We start from the raw sequence: 16445 nt of genomic DNA, 5'->3' as shown, positions 1-16445 counted from the left end.
GTGCAGCATCCGATGGCGACGCCCAGTCATGGGACGCCGTTGCCCGCGGGCTCGCACGGGGGGACGCCGCCGCACGGGACGCCGGGGCCCGGGGCCGTCCCGCCGCCGTACCAGGAGGCGGCCGCCGCGCAGACGCCGCCGCCCCGGCAGCCGTACGACCCCTGGAACGCGCCGCTTCAGCAGACCGGCGCCCCGACCCCGGAGGCGGAAGGGACCCGGCGCAAGCGGGCGCGGCGGCTGCTGCTCGTCGGCGTTCTGGTGCTCACCCTCGTCTCCGGCGGCATCGGCGGCGCGATCGGCGCCTACGTGGAGCGCAACGGCGGGGTCGGCGACATCGAGCTCCGCCAACCCGGCACCGAGTCCAAGGACCGCCCCAAGGGCAGCGTGGCCGGGATCGCCTCGGCGGCCCTGCCGGGCGTCGTGACCCTGCACGTCAGAGGCGACTCGGCGCAGGGCACGGGCACCGGCTTCGTCCTCGACGGCAAGGGCCACATCCTCACCAACAACCACGTCGTCGAGCCCGCGGGCACGGGCGGCGACATATCGGTCACCTTCAGCGGGGGTGAGACCGCGAAGGCGGAGGTCATCGGCCGCGACTCGGGGTACGACCTCGCGGTCGTCAAGGTCTCCAACGTCCGGGGCCTGAAGCCGCTGCCCCTCGGCAACTCCGAGAACGTCCAGGTCGGCGACCCGGTCGTCGCGATCGGCGCCCCCTTCGACCTGGCGAACACGGTGACCTCCGGGATCATCAGCGCCAAGGAGCGGCCCATCACCGCGGGCGGCGAGAAGGGCGACGGCAGCGACACCTCGTACGTGGACGCGCTCCAGACCGACGCCCCCATAAACCCGGGCAACTCCGGCGGTCCGCTGGTCGACTCGAAGGCGCGCGTCATCGGTATCAACAGCGCCATCCGCTCCGCCGACGACGGCTCGGAACAGGGCGGCGGCCAGGCGGGCTCCATCGGCCTCGGCTTCGCCATACCGATCAACCAGGGCAAGCGCGTGGCGGAGGAGCTCATCAACTCCGGCCGGGCGACCCACCCCGTGATCGGCGTCACGCTCGACACCGAGTTCACCGGCGACGGCGCCCGCATCGCTGACAAGGGCAAGGACGGCGGCCCCTCCGTCAGCGAGAACGGCCCGGGCGAGAAGGCCGGCCTCAAGCCGGGCGACGTCATCACCGAGGTGGACGGCAACGCCGTGCACTCCAGCGACGAGCTGATCGTCAAGGTCCGCGCGCACCGGCCCAAGGACCGTCTCGACCTCACGGTCGAGCGCGACGGGCGCGACCGCGAGGTGACCCTGGTGCTCGGTGCCGCGAGTGGCGATTGATCCGGGTTGTGGTGCAGCGGCTACCGGACAGACACCGGCGGCGGGTACCGTGGACGCGGTCCGGCCTGATGAGGACAGTGCAAGGAGCTCAAGGTGTTCAATGACATTGGCGCACTCGAAATAGTGGCGCTGGTCGTCCTCGCCGTGCTCATCTTCGGTCCCGACAAGCTGCCGAAGGTCATCCAGGACGTCTCCCGCACGATCCGCAAGATCCGGGAGTTCTCGGACAGCGCGAAGGCGGACATACGCCAGGAGCTGGGCCCGGAGTTCAAGGACTTCGAGTTCGAGGACCTGAACCCGAAGAAGTTCATCCGCAAGCAGCTCGACAACGACGAGCTCGGGCTCAAGGAAATCCGCAACGGCTTCGACCTGCGCAAGGAGATGAACGAGGTCGCGGACGCCGTGCACGGCCGCGAGAGCGACTCGTCCGACTCCGCGGATTCCGGCGGCTCCGCGTCCTCCCCGGCCTCTTCGGGAGCCGCCGCCGCGTCCCCCGGGGCCCGCGTGGACATGCAGAAGAAGACCGCGAATCCCGGCTCCGGCGACCGCCCGCCGTTCGACGCGGACGCCACCTGAGGCCTCGCCTGAACCATCGCCGCCCACCGGTGTGGCTATCCTGCCTTGTTGTCCGGCGTGAGGACGCCCGAGGGGGGCGGGCCGCTCCGGACCGACGAGAGCGAGGAGGCGGCCGGGTACATGGAGACGACAAGTCGGGTGGGCACACAGGCGGCGGTCGGGGACGGCACCGCACAAGCGGTGCCCTCCGCCCGGCGTACGGTCGACGGCTACCTGCTGGCGCCCTTCCCCTGGTACGGCCTCGACGAGGCGTTCACGGGACCGCGCTGGCTGATGCAGGTCGGCGCGACGGCGGACGGTGCGGTGGAGCACGGTTCGATCGGCCACGGCGAGGAGCCGTCGGTCCGCGGTGAGGGAACCCTCGGCAACAGCGACAAGGAGCGCTTCACGGTCGTGGTGACCGTCGCGGCCAACCCGGTGCGGCGCACCGCCGACGGTACGGGCGTCCTGGAGGCCACGTCGGTCTCCTCGGCGGCCTGGCTCGCCGGGGTCGGGCTGCTGTCGTACACCTGGCCGAACCAGATGGACCACACGCTGCGCGACGACTGGCTCGACCAGCAGACCGAGACAGCGTGGGTCCTCGCGGACGACCTGGAGGGCGCCGACTGGTCGTCGCTCTCCCTCCCGGTGGACGGCGTGCCCACGCCCTTCCACTACCGCGAGTCCGAGTACGGCTGGGTCCTCGCGGGCTCCACGAAGGAGGCGGTCCACCTGGGGGCCTATGGGCGAGGCATGAGTCCGTACGGGCTCGGCTTCTCGGTCATCAAGGACATCGGCGCGTACGCCTGAGCGGCGGGCGGCGGGCTGTCCGAGGTACATGAGGTTCTGCGGGCCGGTGGTGGCTGGTCGCGCAGTTCCCCGCGCCCCTTCAGGGCGCCCCTGCGGGGCGCCCTTCGGGGATCAGAACTTGTTGCGCGGCGTGATGCCCAGGGACATGCCCGAGAGGCCGCGCTGGCGGCCGCCCAGCTTGCCCGCGATGGCGCGCAGCGCCGCGCCCGCGGGGGAGTCCGGGTCGGTCAGGACGACCGGCTTGCCCTCGTCGCCGCCCTCGCGCAGCCGGACGTCGATCGGGATGGCGCCGAGCACCGGCACCGTGGCGCCGGTCGTGCGCGTGAGGCCCTCGGCGACCTTCTGACCGCCGCCCGTGCCGAACACGTCGACCATCTCGTCGCAGTGCGGGCAGGGCAGCCCCGACATGTTCTCCACGACGCCCACGATCTTCTGGTGGGTCTGCACGGCGATGGAACCCGCCCGCTCGGCGACCTCGGCCGCCGCCTGCTGAGGCGTCGTCACGACGAGGATCTCGGCGTTCGGCACGAGCTGCGCCACGGAGATCGCGATGTCACCGGTGCCCGGCGGCAGGTCGAGGAGGAGGACGTCCAGGTCGCCCCAGTACACATCGGCGAGGAACTGCTGGAGGGCGCGGTGCAGCATCGGGCCGCGCCACACGACCGGGGCGTTGCCGGGCGTGAACATGCCGATGGAGATGACCTTCACGCCGTTCGCCGACGGCGGCATGATCATGTTCTCGACCTGGGTGGGCCTGCCGTCGGCGCCCAGCATGCGCGGTACGGAGTGGCCGTAGATGTCCGCGTCCACGACGCCGACCTTGAGGCCGTCGGCCGCCATCGCCGCCGCGAGGTTCACCGTGACCGAGGACTTGCCGACGCCGCCCTTGCCGGACGCGACCGCGTAGACACGGGTGAGTGAGCCGGGCTTGGCGAAGGGGACCTCGCGCTCGGCGGTGCCGCCGCGCAGGGCGGACGCCAGCTCCTTGCGCTGCTCGTCGCTCATCACGTCGAGCGTGACGTCGACGCGGGTGACGCCCTCGACGGCGGCGACCGCGTCCGTCACGTTCTTGGTGATCGTCTCGCGCATCGGGCAGCCGGAGACCGTCAGGTACACGGTGACGGCCACCGCCCCGTCGGCGGCGATGTCCACCGATTTGACCATCCCGAGCTCGGTGATGGGTCGGTGGATCTCGGGGTCGTTCACCGTCGCCAGTGCTTCGCGCACCGCGTTCTCCGTAGCCATAGACCGATAGTACGGCGCGGTAACCGCTGTCAGGAAAGGGTCTCAGCGGTCGCCTGGATCACGTCCGCGTCCGCCGTCGGACGGGAATACGACGCGGCTCTCCGCCCGGCCGTCCACATGCTCCCGCATCCGCTGCTCGTCGAGCTCCTTGACCAGGTCCTGGAGCTCGGAGCGGATCCAGTCGCGGGTGGCCACCTCGCCGAGGCCCATGCGCAGCGAGGCGATCTCGCGGGTGAGGTATTCGGTGTCGGCGATGGACCGCTCGTTCTGTTTGCGGTCCTGTTCGAGATTGACGCGGTCGCGGTCGTCCTGCCGGTTCTGTGCCAGGAGGATCAGCGGAGCCGCGTAGGACGCCTGGAGCGACAGCATCAGGGTGAGGAAGATGAACGGGTACTTGTCGAAGCGCAGGTGGTCGGGGGCGGCGATGTTCCACACCACCCAGAGGATGATGACGACCGTCATCCAGACGATGAACCTGCCGGTGCCCAGGAAGCGCGCGATGCGCTCCGAGAGCCGCCCGAAGGCCTCCGGGTCGTAGTCGGGCAGCAGCTTGGGGCGCGGGGTGCGCGGCTGGTCGAGGCGGAAGCGGGGGGTCCGTGGCTCGGCGCGGTTCTCGCGCTCCCGGTCAGCCGCCGCCATGATCCGCAGCCTCCTCCTCCAGATGGAACTCGGTCTCGCGCCAGTCGTCGGGCAGCATGTGGTCCAGTACGTCGTCCACGGTGACCGCCCCGAGCAGCGCGCCGTGCTCGTCGACGACGGGCGCCGCCACCATGTCGTACGCGGCGAAGAACCCGGCGACGGCGGGCAGCGTGGCGTCCGGCGCGAGGGGCTGGAGGTCGTCGTCGAGGATCGATCCGACGAGCGTGTACGGCGGGTCGCGGAGCAGCCGCTGGAAGTGCACGGTGCCGAGGTACTTGCCGGTCGGTGTCTCGTCGGGCGGGCGGCAGACGTAGACCTGGGCGGCGAGCGCGGGGGAGAGGTCCTCCATGCGGACGCGTGCCAGGGCGTCGGCGACCGTCGCGTCGGGGCGGAGCACGATCGGCTCGGTCGTCATCAGACCGCCGGCCGTGCGCTCCTCGTAGGCCATGAGGCGCCGCACGTCGGCCGCGTCGCCCGGCTGCATCAGGGTGAGCAGGCGCTCCACGTCCTCCTCGGGCAGTTCGGCGAGGAGGTCGGCGGCGTCGTCGGGGTCCATGGCCTCCAGGACGTCGGCGGCGCGCTCTTCCTTGAGCTTGCCGAGGATCTCGATCTGGTCGTCCTCGGGCAGCTCTTCCAGTACGTCGGCGAGCCGGTCGTCGTCGAGGGCGGCGGCCACCTCGGCGCGGCGCTTGGGGGAGAGGTGGTGCAGGACGTTGGCGAGGTCGGCGGGGCGCAGCTGCTCGAAGGTGGCGAGCAGGTTCTCGGCGCCCTGGCCGTGCTCCTCCAGGGAGAAGCCGTCCACGGCGGCCCAGTCGACGGTGAGGGTCTCGCCCTTGCGCCGGAAGGTGCCCGCCTTGCCCTTGCGTACGAAGACCTTGTCGATCTCCCAGTCGCGGCGCGCCGGAAGCTGCTGGACCGACACGTCGAGGACGGTCACCTCCTCGCCGGTCCCGACCAGATGGACCCGGCGGTCGAGCATCTCGCCGAGCACGAGCCGCTCGGTGGGCCGCTGCTCGAAGCGCCGTACGTTGAGCACACCGGTGGTGATGACCTGGCCCGACTCGATGCCGGTGACGCGGGTCATGGGCAGGAAGATGCGGCGCCTGGTGGCCAGCTCGACGACGAGGCCGAGCAGCCGGGGGGGCCTGCGGCCGACCCGGAGCATGGCGACGAGATCGCGGACGCGGCCGACCTGGTCGCCGTTGGGGTCGAAGACCGAGATGCCGGAGAGGTGTGAAACGAAGACCCGGGGGGCGCCTGCCGCCATGCGCGCGCCTCCTTCTGCTGCGGGTTCACGGTGGTTCGTCCGGCAATACGGGCTTCAGGCTAGCCCGTCCCGGTCGGACACGCCCCGGCGGAGGGTCCGTACGGACTGGCGCCGAGTCACTCGTCCGGCACAGGTACGCTGCCGTACTGCCGAAGCCGTAGGCCGTCCGCACGAGAGGCAGCGCCACCTGTGACCGCACTTCCCCTGGCCAGCCGAGCCCGCAGGGCAGCCTTCGTGGGCGCGGTGTGCGCCGGCGTGGTCGCGGGCGCCGCGAGTCTCACCGCGTGCGGCGGCGGCGAGGACCCGGACGCGGGCACGAACGGGGTGGGCAGACTCACCGCCACCAAGATCCAGAGCAAGGCGGCCAGGAGCGCTCAGGCGGCGTCGGCGGTGCGGCTCTCCGGAACGGTGGTGAGCAAGGGGCACACCTACTCCCTCGACATGCGGCTCAAGGGCGAGGGCGGCACGGGGTCCGTCACCTCCAAGGGGCAGACGTTCCGGCTGCTCCGGGTGGGCGAGCAGCTCTTCCTGAAGGCCGACTCGGAGTTCTGGACGCACGAGGGGGCCGGCAAGCAGCCGCAGCAGGCGGACGCGGGCGCGGCGGCCAAGCTGGACGGCAAGTACGTGAAGGTGCCCAAGGGCGACCCGGCCTACCAGCAGCTCAGCGGCTTCACCGACAAGGACGTACTGCTCTCGGGCATGCTCACGCTCCACGGGCAGCTGGCCAAGGGCGACCGGGGCAGAACGGGCGACACCCGCACCATCAAGGTCCTCGGCGACGAGGGCGCGGGCGGCACGCTCAGCGTCGCCCTCGACGGCAAGCCCTATCCGCTGCGCCTGGAGCGCGGGGGCCACGCGGGCACGCTGAAGCTGACGGAGTGGAACACGGACTTCGACCTCCGGGAGCCGGACCAGTCCGAGATGGTCGACTACGGCAAGCAACTGCCGACGTCCTAGGCACGCACGGGCACGCAAGGGCACTGACGGGCACGAAAGGCCCTAACCCCGCCTGCGCTTGAGCAGCAGTCGGGGCAGGGCCACCGGCGTCGCCCGCCGCGTGGTCGCCACGCTCGGCAGCGGCGCGGCCGCCAGGGACCCCTCGGGCACCCCGGGGACGACACCGCCCGGGGCCAGGCGCACGACCCTGCACTGCTCGGCCCAGCGCTCGGTGACCCGCTCCGCGTCCGGCGCGTTCAGCCGCTTGCCCTTCAGCTCGGCGACGGCCGCCTCCCAGGCCTCGGAGCCGGGAGGCAGCTCGGAGACCTCGGCGGTCCAGGCGACCAGCCGGCCCCCCTTGTCCTTGCTGCGCACGGTCACTTCGGCGGAGCCCCCGTCGACGAGGCCGGGCAGCGGCTGCTCGTCCGGACCGTCGCCGACGAGATGCGCGGCGCCCTCGTGCCAGACGTGCCAGAGCGCGCGGGCGGGCGAGCCCTCACCCCGGACCCAGATGAGGCCGGACTTCTTGGTGGCCTCCTCGATGAGGGCGCGGTCGAGCAACGGGTCAGCAGTCATGGCGGCAGCCTATCGACCGGCGCTCAGAGCCGGCCGTTGCGCTTCAGAGCCAGCCGTTGCGCTTCAAGGTCCGGTGGATCGCGAAGCAGACGCCGCCGATGAGGACGAGCACCATCGGGTAGCCGTACCGCCAGTGCAGCTCGGGCATGTGCTTGAAGTTCATGCCGTACACCCCGCAGACGGCCGTGGGCACGGCGATGATCGCCGCCCATGAGGTGATCTTGCGCATGTCCTCGTTCTGCGCGACGGCCGCCTGGGCGAGGTTGGCCTGGAGGATGGAGTTGAGCAGTTCGTCGAAGCCGACGACCTGCTCCTGGACGCGCGTCAGGTGGTCGGCGACGTCACGGAAGTACTTCTGGATGTCGGGGTCGACGAGCCGCATCGGCCGCTCGCTGAGCAGCAGCATCGGGCGAAGGAGCGGCGACACGGCCCGCTTGAACTCCAGGACCTCGCGCTTGAGCTGGTAGATCCGCCCGGCGTCGACGCCGCGCGCGGAGCCCCTGCCCTTGCTCGGGGCGGAGAACACCTCGGTCTCCACCTCGTCGATGTCGTCCTGCATCGCGTCGGCGACCGCGATGTAGCCGTCGACGACGTGGTCGGCGATGGTGTGCAGGACCGCCGAGGGGCCCTTGGCGAGCAGCTCGGGGTCCTCCTGGAGGCGGCGCCGCAGGGCGCGCAGCGAGCCGTGGCCGCCGTGCCGGACGGTGATGAAGAAGTCCCGGCCGGTGAAGCACATCACCTCGCCGGTCTCCACGATCTCGCTGGTGGCCGTGAGCTCGGCGTGCTCCACGTAGTGAATGGTCTTGAAGACGGTGAAGAGCGTGTCGTCGTACCGCTCCAGCTTGGGCCGCTGGTGGGCGTGGACGGCGTCCTCGACGGCCAGCGGGTGCAGCCCGAACTCGGCGGCGATACCCGCGAATTCGGCCTCCGTCGGCTCGTGCAGGCCGATCCAGGCGAAGCCGCCTTCGCGGCGCACCTGGAGCATCGCCTCGTGCGGCGTGAGGGTGTCGGCGGACGCCACGCGGCGTCCGTCGCGGTAGACGGCGCAGTCGACGACGGCCGTCGCGGCGTCGCGGGTCGCGTCGTAGGAGTCGTACGAGGAGGAGTAGTGGCCGCCCTCCTTGCGCAGCGAGGGGCGGACGACGGCACGAAGGTCGCGGATCATCGACATGGGCAGGCTCCTTCGACGGAGGCCGCCTGCGACGGTTGGAACTGCCCGGAATGGGGACGTCCTGAAGTGGAAATGTTTGGCACGTCCGCAAAGCGGGGAGCACCGCACCGTCGCGGTGGCAGCTTCGCTACTGACACAGATCAGATAACTCAGACAGATCAGGTGGAAACGAAGTGCTCTTCCGTCGCACACGGCACGGACAGTGCGCGCGGTGCGTGGTGTGTGTGCTGGCGCAGCTACCGGGCTGCGTGGATCACCGGGCGGAAGAGCGGGTGGTACTGCACGGTCGACTTCGGTCCATTGCAGCCCCACCTCCTCCGGCCGGTCCCCCGTAAGGGAAGTCCCATGCGCTCCCCGCACCCGTGGTGCGGAGTCAGTGTCTGTCAGCAGGGCTTGAAAGCGACGCTTCTGCGTGCTGCCCTGAGCCAGCGGCCAACACTATCAGCCGACTGAAGTGTCAAGCCCCCGCTTTGCCCATCACTGACGAGTTCTATGCTCGCGTCATGGCAGATGTTCTTGCGCTGGTCGAGGCCCGTCTCCGCACCGGCCTCGGGGAACCGGACGCGCGCGCCGCGGTCACCTTCCTCGGCACCGACCGCGTCGAAGTGCTGCGTTTCACGGACGGCGACGTGGTGCGCTACGCCACGCTCGGCATGTCCGCCCAGCCGATGACCGATCCGACCGCCGCGCTCGCCGACCCCGTCAAGGGCCCGCGCGCCGAGCTGCTGCTCTCCGTGCGCGGGGGTCTCGCCGACACGGACAAGGTGCTGCGCCCGCTCGCCGTCCTCGCCGCGTCGCCGCAGGTGGAGGGTCTCGTCGTGGCGCCGGGTGCCTCGCTCGACGTGGGTGAACCGCTGTGGCCCGGCGCACCGTTCACCTCGGTGCTCGTCGCGGAGCCCGGGGGCCTCGTGGAGGATCTGGACCTCGACGCGCCCATGGAGCCCGTACGGTTCCTGCCGCTGCTGCCCATGACGCCGAACGAGGCCGCGTGGAAGCGGGTGCACGGCGCGGCGGCTCTCCAGGAGCGCTGGCTGAACAGCGGGACGGACCTGCGCGATCCGCTGCGCAGGTCCGTCCCGCTGGACTGAGTGGCCTTAGAGCCTGTGTCATATCCCCGGCCGGGCGTGCGACGCCTGGCACGCACCCTCGCCGCGTTACCGAAAAGCCCTAGTAGCTCCGCTACGAGGGCTCTCCGGCGCCTTGCGATCGCACGCACCAGACGCCGCACGCTGGTCCGACCGGGGATATGACACAGGCTCTTACCGGATTCCCGTACGCGGGAGGCCGGTACCGGATTCCCGTACGCGGGAGGTCAGTTGGCGAAGACGCCGACGCCGTCCTCCGTGGCGTGCCGGGGTTCGAGTTCCTCGGCCTCGTGGGTCAGGCTGCTGCGCCGCACCCAGACCACGGCCGCGCCGAGCACCGCCGTGACGGCCGCGACGACGAACGGGATGTGGATGTCGCTCCACTCCTCGATCTTCGGCGCGAAGAACGGCGCCGCCGCGGCGGCGAACCAGCGCACGAAGTTGTAGCCGGCGCTCGCCACCGGGCGCGGCGCGTCGGAGACGCCGAGCGCGAGCTCGGTGTAGACGGTGTTGTTCACGCCGATGAACGCGCCGGACAGGATCGTGCAGACGATGGCGGTGGTGTGGCTGCCGTAGCCGAGCACAAGGACGTCGACGGCGAGCAGCACGAGAGAGCCGCCGAGCACCTTCAGCGACCCGAACCGCTCCTGGAGCCGCGGTGCCACGAGCACCGAGAAGACGGCGAGGAGCACACCCCAGGCGAAGAAGACCGCGCCGGACTTGTACGGGGTCATGTTCAGCACGAACGGCGTGAAGGCCAGCACCGTGAAGAACGTGTAGTTGTAGAAGAACGCCGAGGCCGCCGCGGAGGCGAGACCGCCGTGGCCGAGCGCCTTGATGGGGTCGAGCAGGGACGTCTTCCTCGCGGGCCGGGGCTGCTCCTTGAGGAACGCCGTGATGCAGAGGAAGCCGATCGCCATCAGGGCCGCGGTGCCGAAGAAGGGGTAGCGCCAGCTCGCGTCGCCGAGCAGTGCGCCGACCAGCGGCCCGCAGGCCATGCCGAGCCCGAGCGCGGACTCGTACAGGAGGATCGCGGCGGCGCTGCCGCCCGCCGCGGCGCCGACGATGACGGCGAGGGCGGTCGAGACGAAGAGCGCGTTGCCGAGCCCCCAGCCCGCGCGGAACCCGACGAGTTCACCGACCGAGCCCGAGGTGCCCGACAGGGCCGCGAAGACCACGACGAGCGCGAGGCCGAGGAGCAGGGTCTTCTTGCCGCCGATACGGCTGGAGACGAAGCCGGTCACCAGCATCGCGACCGCGGTGATCAGGAAGTACGAGGTGAACAGGAGGGAGACCTGGCTCGCGCTCGCGTCCAGGCCCTTGGCGATGGAGGGCAGGATCGGGTCGACGAGCCCGATGCCCATGAAGGCGACGACGGACGCGCCGGCCGTGGCCCACACGGCCTTCGGCTGGCGCAGGATGCTGCCCGCGCCGGCGTCGAAGGGGTCCCCTTCGGCGGGACCCCCTGTGCTGCTGCCTCCTGTGCTGCTGTTCATACAGCCGCTCCTTCGCTGCTTTCACAGCGTTCGCTTGAGATCGTTGACGTATACATATATTAAGTTAGCAAGGCTAATGGGTGCAAGTTACACCTAGTTTTCCCTGGTGACAGCGCCACCGGACGGGTGATCGTCCTTGACGAGGGGACGACCGGGGAGGACCGTTGGTCAGCATGAGGGGCGAACCCAGTTGCCCGAAGTGTGGTGGCCGGGTCAGGGCTCCCGGTCTCTTTTCCGACTCCTGGCAGTGCGACGTGCACGGCACCGTGCACCCGCTCCAGCCCGTGATCCCACCCAGCGTCGAGGCGGTCCAGGTCGTCGTGCACCGGACGCAGGTCCCGGTGTGGATGCCGTGGCCGCTGCCGGTCGGCTGGCTGTTCACGGGCGTGGCCTGCGCGGGAGACGACAGGAGCGGCGGCCGGGCGACCGCCGTGGCCTGCTCGGGTCCCGCCCCGCTCGGCGGCGTCGGCGAGCTGGTGCTCGTCGCCGAGGAGCTGGGCGTCGGCCTCGGCGCCCGCTATGCGGGGCTCGACGGACCCGATCCGGGACCGCACATGAACGTCGACAAGCCGCCGCAGACCAAGGTGCTCGCCGCCGGGCGCCCCACGGCGCTCTGGCATGTGTCGGGGACGCCGGACGACCGCGCCGTCTTCGCCGGTGAGGCACGCGGCCTCTGGCTGTGGGCCATCGCCTGGCCGGAGCAGTCGGGGCTCCTGATGTACGACGAGATGGTCCTCACGGACTTGCGGGACGCCGGGGCGGAGGTGGATCTGCTGCCGTGCGGGGCGCTCTCGCCGCGGCTGCTGACGCCTTGAGGGGGCGCGGGTGCTTTGGCGTTTCGGCGTGGATGCTTTGGCGTTTCGGCGCACCGGCCTTGGCGCTTGGGCGCACCGGCTCTGGTGCTTGGGCGCACTGGCTCTGGTGCCTGAGCGCATCGGCTCTGGTGCTTGGGCGCACTGGCTCTGGTGCCTGAGCGCATCGGCTCTGGTGCTTTGGCGCACTGGCTCTGGTGCTCCGGCATCAACCCTGGCGTTCCGAGGTACCGGCCCTGGTGCTCCGGCGTATCGGTCCTGGCGTTCCGAGGTACYGACCCTGGTGCTCCGGCGTATCGGTCCTGGCGTTCCGGGGCACCGGCCCTGGCGCTCCGGGGTACCGGCCCTGGCGTTGCGGCGTATCGGTCCCGGCGTTCCGAGGTACCGGCCCTGGTGCTCCGGCGTATCGGCCTTGGCGCCCCGGCCCTGAGCGCGTCGCTCCCGCCGTGAGGGACGCCTCGCCCGTGGCGGCCGGGGGAGCGTTCGATTCCCGTTATCCTTGAGCGTCCCCGCCGTCCGTTCCGCCGTCCGTCCCTTCGTCCGTCCGGCAGCGGCCGTTTCGCGGTCCGCCCCGTCAGCCCGAGCCTGGAGTCAGCACCGTGCGCATCGACCTGCACACTCACTCCACCGCGTCCGACGGCACGGACACCCCCGCCGAACTGGTGCGCAATGCCGCCGCCGCGGGTCTCGACGTCGTCGCGCTGACCGACCACGACACCACGCGGGGCCACGCGGAGGCGATCGCCGCGCTGCGCGCACTGCCGGAGCCGACGGGCCTGAGCCTCGTCACCGGCGCGGAACTCTCCTGCCGCCTCGACGGCGTGGGCCTGCACATGCTGGCCTACCTCTTCGACCCCGACGAGCCGGAACTCGCCCGCGAGCGCGAGCTGGTCCGCGACGACCGGGTGCCGCGCGCCAAGACGATGATCGGCAAGCTCCGCGAACTCGGCGTCGACGTGACCTGGGAGCAGGTCGCGCGCATCGCGGGGGACGGCTCGGTCGGCCGCCCGCACATCGCCGAGGCCCTGGTCGAGCTGGGCGTCGTGCCCACCGTCTCCGACGCCTTCACCGCCCAGTGGCTCGCCGACGGGGGCCGCGCCTACGCCGAGAAGCACGAGCTCGACCCCTTCGACGCCATCCGCCTGGTCAAGGCGGCGGGCGGCGTCACCGTCTTCGCGCACCCGGCCGCGGTCAAGCGCGGCCAGACCGTGCCCGAGTCGGCGATAGCCGAGCTCGCGGCGGCCGGGCTCGACGGCATCGAGGCCGACCACATGGACCACGCCCCCGAGACCCGCGCCAGGCTGCGCGGCCTCGCGGCGGACCTCGGTCTGCTGGCCACCGGCTCCAGCGACTACCACGGCAGCCGCAAGACGTGCGTGCTCGGCGAGTTCACCACCGATCCCGAGGTCTACGGCGAGATCACCCGCCGCGCCACCGGCGCCTTCCCCGTCCCGGGCGCGGGCGGAAGCCCGACCGCGTAACGCTCTCCCTCTCCTTCGCCCGCGCCGCGTCTCCGCGTCTCCGCGTCTCCGTGGCGGCGGCTGCCGTGCCCCGCGCGCGGCGCCGGTCCGCGCGGCCCCTTCGTACGACCTGATACGACTCTCTGCAAGGCATCACTGTGTTCGACGTCGCCGTTTTCGGCTCCCTCTTCCTCACCCTGTTCGTGATCATGGACCCGCCGGGGATCACCCCGATCTTCCTCGGCCTGACGGCGGGACGACCCGCCAAGGTGCAGCAGCGGATGGCCTTCCAGGCCGTCTGCGTCGCCTTCGGCGTGATCTCCGTCTTCGGCCTCGTGGGCCACCAGATCCTGGACTACCTGCACGTCTCCGTGCCCGCGCTGATGATCGCGGGCGGCCTCCTGCTGCTGCTCATCGCGCTCGACCTGCTCACCGGCAAGACGGACGAGCCCAAGCAGACCAAGGACGTCAATGTCGCGCTGGTCCCGCTCGGCATGCCGCTGCTCGCCGGTCCCGGCGCCATCGTCTCGGTCATCCTGGCCGTGCAGGACGCCGACAGCGTCGGCACGCAGATCTCCGTATGGTCGGCGATCGTCGCGATGCATGTGGTGCTCTGGCTGGTCATGCGGTACTCGTTGCTGATCATCCGGGTCATCAAGGACGGCGGCGTGGTCCTCGTGACGCGGCTCGCGGGCATGATGCTCTCCGCCATCGCGGTGCAGCAGATCATCAACGGGATCACGCAGGTGATCAACGGGAGCTGAGGCTCCCTCTTCCGGCCGCGTCCGTCCCGCGCTTCCTCTGGGTGCGGGCATGCGAAGGGCCCCGTACGGCTCGTACGGGGCCCTTCGGCGTCAAGGTGCGGCGTCTGCGTTACGAGGCCGAGGTCTCGGCCGGGCGGATGTAGATGCGCTGGCCTATCGCTGCGGCCTGCTGCACGATCCGGTTGACGGAGGCGGCGTCCACGACGGTGCTGTCCACGGCGGTGCCGTCGACGTCATCGAGTCGCATGATTTCGAAGCGCACGGGCTTCTCCCTTCGTCTGGTCATCCTCCTGAAGGAGAACTACTGGAGATGGCCAGGCCATTGCCTGTCCGTTAAGTGTGGGTTGCGGGCCTACAGTGCCCCGCGTTCCTGATGGGTAAAACGAGTTGCCCCCTGCAAACATTCCCTACGCTAAGGAAATTTTTCGAGTACCTAATTACCTGCGAGTAGTGGCACCGGTTGTGTTCGCTGCGTGACCAGCGGGAGACTGGGTCTTCTATGAACGACGACGACCGCAGCGCAGCCGACGAGCAGCACGCAGCCGACGAGCGGCACGGCGCAGCCGACGAGCAGCACGGCGCAGGCCACGACGGTGGCCGCAGCGCCGCTGACATCAGCGCTCAGCTGGAGCGCACCAACGGGCTGCTCGAGCGCATGCTCGCCGAGGTCGCGAAGACCCCGTCCACCCACGCGATCTTCGTCGACGCCGGTTATCTGTACGCGGCGGCGGGCCGTCTCGCCACCGGGACCGAGGACCGGCGGGCCTTCGACCTCGATGCCGAGGGACTGATCGACGCGCTCATCGACAAGGCCCGCACGATCTTCGCCGACAGCAGGCTGCTGCGCGTCTACTGGTACGACGGCGCGCGGCGCCGCATCCACACCACCGAGCAGCAGTCGATCGCGGAGCTTCCCGACGTCAAGGTCAGGCTCGGCAACCTCAACGCCAACAACCAGCAGAAGGGCGTCGACTCCCTCATCCGCAGCGACCTGGAGTCACTGGCCAGGCACCGCGCCATCAGCGACGCCGCGCTCATCGGCGGCGACGAGGACCTGGTCTCGGCGGTCGAGGCCGCGCAGGGTTACGGGGCGCGGGTCCACCTCTGGGGCATCGAGGCGCCCGAGGGGCGCAACCAGGCCGAGCCGCTGCTGTGGGAGGTCGACAGCCAGCGGACCTTCGACCTCGACTTCTTCAAGCCGTACGTGAGCCGACGCGTCGTCACGACGTATGAGACCGGTCCCGCCGCGCAGCGGCCCTCCCGCGAGGACGTGCGCTTCGTCGGTGCGCAGATCGCCGCGAAGTGGCTCGCCGCGCGGGGGCGCGAGGCGCTGGTCGGCCTGCTGCCGGGCCACCCGTACCTGCCCGGCTCCGTGGACCAGGAGCTGCTCGTGGAGGCGGAGCGGCTGCTCCAGTACTCGCTGCGGGGGCAGGCCGATCTGCGCAGGGCTCTGCGGGACGGGTTCTGGGAGCATTTGCAGACGTTGTGCTGAGGGGGGGCGGGGGTGTCGCGCCGGTGCTTCAGGCGCCTTTACGGCAGGGCGTCCCAGAAGGCCGTCAGGGCCGCTGCCGTCTCCTGCGGGCGGTCCGTGTTGGGGGAGTGTTCGGCGCCGGTGATCACCGTGCGGTGGGCGTTCAGGCGTCTGGCCATGTCGTCGAGGAGCGGTACCGGCCAGGTGTCGTCGCGTTCGCCCGAGATCACGTGCTTGGGCAGCGGCGCCGCGGCGAGTTCGGCCACGCGGTCCGGCTCCGTGGAGAGCTGTCGGCCGGTGGCGATGAGCTGGGCGGGGTTGTGCCGCAGCCAGCGGGCGCGCAGGGCCTCGCTGTCGTCGCTCGCATCCGTTCCCTCGGCCGTGGCGCGGCCGGTGTCCGCGTCCTCCGGGGGCGGGGGCTCCATGGCCCGCATCGCCTGCCAGACCTCTTCCATCGACAGCACCGCGAGGGCGTCCGCCAGCATCTTTGCGCGGGCCCGCTGGGCCGGGACGATCGCCGCGGGGCCCGATGACATCAGCGTGAGCGAGGCGAAGGCGTCCGGGGCGAGGAGTACGCCGCCCAGGGAGTGGCCCAGGAGGTGCGGCCGGGCGTCGCTGTCCAGCGCCGCCGCTTGGGCGAGGACGTCGCGGGCCAGCTCTTCCTGGGCGTAGGCCGCTTCGTCGGCGGGGCCCTCGGACTCGTACTGGCCTCGGCCGTCCACGGTGACGGCGCGGTAGCCGGCGGTGGTCAGGGGCTCCAGGAGGGCGATGAAGTCCTCCTTGCTTCCGGTGAAGCCGGGGAGGAGCAGGACGGTTCCTCTGGGGG

At 71.0% G+C, this 16445-nt stretch carries 17 protein-coding genes; 9 read left to right on the top strand and 8 right to left on the bottom strand.

The window, feature by feature from the left end:
- From AB8Z36_RS09425 to AB8Z36_RS09415, 3 genes are all read left to right on the top strand, one after another.
- Positions 1 to 1332: S1C family serine protease (locus AB8Z36_RS09425; RefSeq protein WP_369212765.1), on the top strand; the 1332-nt coding region annotated here is incomplete at its 5' end.
- 93 nt (positions 1333 to 1425) lie between these two features.
- A complete protein-coding gene (locus tag AB8Z36_RS09420) occupies positions 1426 to 1908 on the top strand; it encodes a sec-independent translocase (RefSeq protein ID WP_369212764.1) in 483 nt (160 codons plus the stop codon).
- Positions 1909 to 2028: 120 nt separating this feature from the next.
- Entirely contained in the window at positions 2029 to 2697 is a 669-nt protein-coding gene (locus tag AB8Z36_RS09415) for a hypothetical protein (RefSeq protein WP_369212763.1), read from the top strand.
- A 111-nt stretch (positions 2698 to 2808) separates the two neighbouring features.
- Here AB8Z36_RS09415 and AB8Z36_RS09410 read toward each other — a convergent pair whose 3' ends face one another.
- The 3 genes from AB8Z36_RS09410 to AB8Z36_RS09400 are packed head-to-tail and all read right to left on the bottom strand — an operon-like array spanning position 2809 to position 5848.
- Entirely contained in the window at positions 2809 to 3942 is a 1134-nt protein-coding gene (locus tag AB8Z36_RS09410; protein WP_369212762.1) for an Mrp/NBP35 family ATP-binding protein, read from the bottom strand.
- A 42-nt stretch (positions 3943 to 3984) separates the two neighbouring features.
- Positions 3985 to 4581 carry a DUF1003 domain-containing protein gene (locus AB8Z36_RS09405; protein WP_369212761.1) on the bottom strand — a complete coding sequence of 199 codons (597 nt, stop codon included), beginning with the start codon at positions 4579 to 4581 and terminating at the stop codon, positions 3985 to 3987.
- Positions 4568 to 5848, bottom strand: coding sequence for a magnesium transporter MgtE N-terminal domain-containing protein (locus AB8Z36_RS09400; RefSeq protein ID WP_369212760.1), 1281 nt, complete (start codon positions 5846 to 5848; stop codon positions 4568 to 4570). The genes AB8Z36_RS09405 and AB8Z36_RS09400 overlap by 14 nt, the downstream gene beginning before the upstream one ends.
- A 189-nt stretch (positions 5849 to 6037) precedes the next feature.
- Here AB8Z36_RS09400 and AB8Z36_RS09395 point away from each other — a divergent pair, with 189 nt between their 5' ends.
- The gene (locus AB8Z36_RS09395; RefSeq protein WP_369212759.1) at positions 6038 to 6805 is read left to right on the top strand and encodes a hypothetical protein; all 768 of its coding nucleotides are present in this window, start codon (positions 6038 to 6040) and stop codon (positions 6803 to 6805) included.
- Between the two features lie 42 nt (positions 6806 to 6847).
- On the opposite strand, the gene AB8Z36_RS09390 is transcribed toward AB8Z36_RS09395, so the two are convergent.
- Both AB8Z36_RS09390 and AB8Z36_RS09385 read right to left on the bottom strand, forming a co-directional pair.
- Entirely contained in the window at positions 6848 to 7360 is a 513-nt protein-coding gene (locus AB8Z36_RS09390) for a hypothetical protein (RefSeq protein ID WP_369212758.1), read from the bottom strand.
- A 43-nt stretch (positions 7361 to 7403) separates the two neighbouring features.
- The gene (locus tag AB8Z36_RS09385) at positions 7404 to 8531 is read right to left on the bottom strand and encodes a magnesium and cobalt transport protein CorA (RefSeq protein WP_369212757.1); all 1128 of its coding nucleotides are present in this window, start codon (positions 8529 to 8531) and stop codon (positions 7404 to 7406) included.
- Positions 8532 to 9034: 503 nt separating this feature from the next.
- Here AB8Z36_RS09385 and AB8Z36_RS09380 point away from each other — a divergent pair.
- Positions 9035 to 9619 carry a suppressor of fused domain protein gene (locus AB8Z36_RS09380; protein WP_369212756.1) on the top strand — a complete coding sequence of 195 codons (585 nt, stop codon included), beginning with the start codon at positions 9035 to 9037 and terminating at the stop codon, positions 9617 to 9619.
- Between the two features lie 224 nt (positions 9620 to 9843).
- Here AB8Z36_RS09380 and AB8Z36_RS09375 read toward each other — a convergent pair whose 3' ends face one another.
- Positions 9844 to 11112, bottom strand: a complete 1269-nt coding sequence (locus AB8Z36_RS09375) for an MFS transporter (RefSeq protein ID WP_369212755.1) — start codon at positions 11110 to 11112, stop codon at positions 9844 to 9846.
- 173 nt (positions 11113 to 11285) lie between these two features.
- Here AB8Z36_RS09375 and AB8Z36_RS09370 point away from each other — a divergent pair, with 173 nt between their 5' ends.
- The 3 genes from AB8Z36_RS09370 (at position 11286) to AB8Z36_RS09360 (ending at position 14148) form a co-directional block, all read left to right on the top strand.
- Positions 11286 to 11927, top strand: a complete 642-nt coding sequence (locus tag AB8Z36_RS09370) for a DUF6758 family protein (protein ID WP_369212754.1) — start codon at positions 11286 to 11288, stop codon at positions 11925 to 11927.
- Positions 11928 to 12523: 596 nt separating this feature from the next.
- The gene (locus AB8Z36_RS09365; protein WP_369212753.1) at positions 12524 to 13405 is read left to right on the top strand and encodes a PHP domain-containing protein; all 882 of its coding nucleotides are present in this window, start codon (positions 12524 to 12526) and stop codon (positions 13403 to 13405) included.
- A 137-nt stretch (positions 13406 to 13542) separates the two neighbouring features.
- Positions 13543 to 14148: a MarC family protein gene (locus tag AB8Z36_RS09360; protein ID WP_369212752.1), complete on the top strand. Its 606-nt coding sequence runs from the start codon at positions 13543 to 13545 to the stop codon at positions 14146 to 14148.
- Between the two features lie 109 nt (positions 14149 to 14257).
- Here AB8Z36_RS09360 and AB8Z36_RS09355 read toward each other — a convergent pair whose 3' ends face one another.
- Positions 14258 to 14410 (bottom strand): hypothetical protein, encoded by a 153-nt coding sequence (locus AB8Z36_RS09355; protein WP_177328023.1) that lies wholly within the window; start codon positions 14408 to 14410, stop codon positions 14258 to 14260.
- A 237-nt stretch (positions 14411 to 14647) separates the two neighbouring features.
- On the opposite strand from AB8Z36_RS09355, the gene AB8Z36_RS09350 reads away from it, so the two are divergent.
- On the top strand, positions 14648 to 15640 hold the full coding sequence (locus AB8Z36_RS09350) for an NYN domain-containing protein (protein ID WP_369212751.1): 993 nt from the start codon (positions 14648 to 14650) through the stop codon (positions 15638 to 15640).
- Positions 15641 to 15678: 38 nt separating this feature from the next.
- On the opposite strand, the gene AB8Z36_RS09345 is transcribed toward AB8Z36_RS09350, so the two are convergent.
- The coding region (locus tag AB8Z36_RS09345) for an alpha/beta fold hydrolase (RefSeq protein ID WP_369212750.1) at positions 15679 to 16445 on the bottom strand (767 nt) is incomplete at its 5' end.

It is taken from the genome of Streptomyces flavofungini, from assembly GCF_041028215.1.
Lineage (GTDB): Bacteria > Actinomycetota > Actinomycetes > Streptomycetales > Streptomycetaceae > Streptomyces > Streptomyces flavofungini_B.
This window is presented reverse-complemented; position numbering and strand designations above follow the sequence as displayed.

What these genes read in the sequence shown, in the direction of transcription:
- AB8Z36_RS09415 (WP_369212763.1), top strand. Translation starts at nt 2,029, where the DNA reads ATGGAGACGACAAGTCGGGTGGGCACACAGGCGGCGGTCGGGGACGGC.
- AB8Z36_RS09410 (WP_369212762.1), bottom strand. Translation starts at nt 3,942, where the DNA reads ATGGCTACGGAGAACGCGGTGCGCGAAGCACTGGCGACGGTGAACGAC.
- AB8Z36_RS09405 (WP_369212761.1), bottom strand. Translation starts at nt 4,581, where the DNA reads ATGGCGGCGGCTGACCGGGAGCGCGAGAACCGCGCCGAGCCACGGACC.
- AB8Z36_RS09400 (WP_369212760.1), bottom strand. Translation starts at nt 5,848, where the DNA reads ATGGCGGCAGGCGCCCCCCGGGTCTTCGTTTCACACCTCTCCGGCATC.
- AB8Z36_RS09390 (WP_369212758.1), bottom strand. Translation starts at nt 7,360, where the DNA reads ATGACTGCTGACCCGTTGCTCGACCGCGCCCTCATCGAGGAGGCCACC.
- AB8Z36_RS09385 (WP_369212757.1), bottom strand. Translation starts at nt 8,531, where the DNA reads ATGTCGATGATCCGCGACCTTCGTGCCGTCGTCCGCCCCTCGCTGCGC.
- AB8Z36_RS09380 (WP_369212756.1), top strand. Translation starts at nt 9,035, where the DNA reads ATGGCAGATGTTCTTGCGCTGGTCGAGGCCCGTCTCCGCACCGGCCTC.
- AB8Z36_RS09375 (WP_369212755.1), bottom strand. Translation starts at nt 11,112, where the DNA reads ATGAACAGCAGCACAGGAGGCAGCAGCACAGGGGGTCCCGCCGAAGGG.
- AB8Z36_RS09370 (WP_369212754.1), top strand. Translation starts at nt 11,286, where the DNA reads ATGAGGGGCGAACCCAGTTGCCCGAAGTGTGGTGGCCGGGTCAGGGCT.
- AB8Z36_RS09350 (WP_369212751.1), top strand. Translation starts at nt 14,648, where the DNA reads ATGAACGACGACGACCGCAGCGCAGCCGACGAGCAGCACGCAGCCGAC.